A 2,034-nucleotide genomic window follows, 5' to 3' on the forward strand; every position below is an offset into this window, starting at 1 on the left:
TAGGTGGGGATAACAATCGTTCCAAAATCTTGCGCTGCTTGAGAGCTATTTGGAAATTTGAAACGGGTTTTCTTCATGCCAATCAGTGTTTTCGCAGACAAACCATAGTAACGTTGATAGTCGAAATGCTCTTCCACCAATTTATAGCGATTGACATTGCGATTATTTCCAAAAGCCATAACGATACTTTGTGCTCCAAGAAAAACAGCACGACGCACACTTTTTTTCGCTGTATGATCGGTAGATTTAACCCCATGAGTGACATGTTCAGATTCACGTAAAATCACACCATTATACATGCCAAGAGAACCATCAAAAATCGGGTTCTTCGCGCGCGAACCCGTATAAGCAGCTTTCTGAATATCAAGCCACTGTCCAGTCTCTGTATTGGTGCGCAATTGCATCACTTGTGTTGGGTGCAAATAGAGAACATAAACACTCTCCCCATTCACACGTACTGGTCGAATTTTGGGATTAGCAAGTTTCGCCATTTTTACAGCTTCGTCAATAAGCTTCAAACTAAAGCTGTGTTTTGGCGCTTCACTGAGATCTTCATCCTTGGTTTTACCATCTGGACGGATAATTCGCTTACTACTTGGTGCCAGAGGTTCATTAAATCCATAATGCACATTCTCGATATCTATCATCCGATCTTCAAAAGAGATTGTCCTTGCTGTATATCCGCAAGCTTGAATGAAAAACATCAAGCTTAAGCGATCTGCATACCAATCAACTAAGCCATCTTTTGCTTCGTCACGCAAATCAAACGTTGTACGTTGTTGCGCTATACTACCTTCATTTTCTACACGAACTGCATGCGAAAGCTCGTCAATATAGAGTCTGTCATGAAGGAATTGTAATGCCTCTTCATTCCCCTCAAGCGTCTGTCCTGAGGTAACTCCCCGTCCCAAAAGCTGTGTACGTAAGCTAAATGTAACACAATCCCCTCTGCCCTTCTGTGTTTCAGTTTTAAGTTGAATAATGCTGTTTGAACCCCTGCCTATAAGAGGGGCAATAGGTATCGCCTTTGAAACTTCTGTATTTAATAATTTTGACCACGTGCTTATCGCATGAGGATCATCTGCTCTAACTGTTGTTAATGCCATTGATTTTACCTTTCTTTGCTGTAAAAAAAACCGGCTTAAAAGCCGGATCATAGCCCTGTATAAAACAGACTAATTTCTATAAAATGCACTCTTAATACCCGTTACCTGCACCGTGTAATTGCCGAAAAATCGCTTTATTTTTCGGATTTGATATCCAAACGTCAAATTCTTCTTCTGACATCCTATCAATGCTTGCTAAAGTCATTGGTCCAGTACTCCCCCCTCCTCCAGATGCTGTCAAAGTCCGCGCAGAATTCTGCCGACTTTGAAGTTCTGCAACCTGATTATTCACTTGCACTGCTTGGTTCTGATAGCCAAGGTTTTGCGCTATCCTATAAAGCTCTTCTGCTGGATTACCCCCCTTTTGGGCGCAAGTCGCTACAATCGTACGTAATTCATCCCCTATAATCGCATCTATCGTGCTCTTTTGTGCATAATTCGGATAAACAGAGGACCATGCATTCAATTGCTTTGCACGCGTCTCATAAAGAAAATCTGCCGCCGCATCAAAATCACTGTATTTATCCTTGATAGAGGTCACTGAACTTTCTAAAAACTGGTTCAAATGTCCATTAAATTCGTGGGATTCAATGGCTTGCCTTTGAACATCCTGCTGTGCCCTAATATACGCATCTTGCTCTTGTAGCTTTTTGCCCATCCAACCCATGTAGCCAATGATGTCTTGTGTAGGGTCTGGGGGCGCACTTTCACCTTCAACCATTGGCGTCTGGGCTTGCGGTTCATTATAAAACTTGACAAGCGCTTCACGGGCTTGGTTGGCTTGTTGTTCTGCACGTTGCCGATCTATAGGAACGATTTCTGAAGGCTTATCAACGGGCTCTGCAACCGGTTCTGGAGAGGTGACATCATCATTATCAATCGTTTCACCATCATAAGTGCCGGCATCAAAAGAGCTCTCATCATCAAA

Annotated in this window: 2 protein-coding genes; both read right to left on the minus strand. The window is 42.6% G+C overall.

Annotated features, from left to right (window positions below):
- Positions 1 to 1,106: N4-gp56 family major capsid protein (locus ACFIMA_RS09480; protein WP_375632988.1), on the minus strand; the 1,106-nt coding region annotated here is incomplete at its 3' end.
- Positions 1,107 to 1,197: 91 nt separating this feature from the next.
- The coding region (locus ACFIMA_RS09485; RefSeq protein ID WP_375693427.1) for a hypothetical protein at positions 1,198 to 2,034 on the minus strand (837 nt) is incomplete at its 5' end.

This window comes from Bartonella sp. AP88HLJMH, assembly GCF_042195605.1.
Classification (GTDB): domain Bacteria; phylum Pseudomonadota; class Alphaproteobacteria; order Rhizobiales; family Rhizobiaceae; genus Bartonella.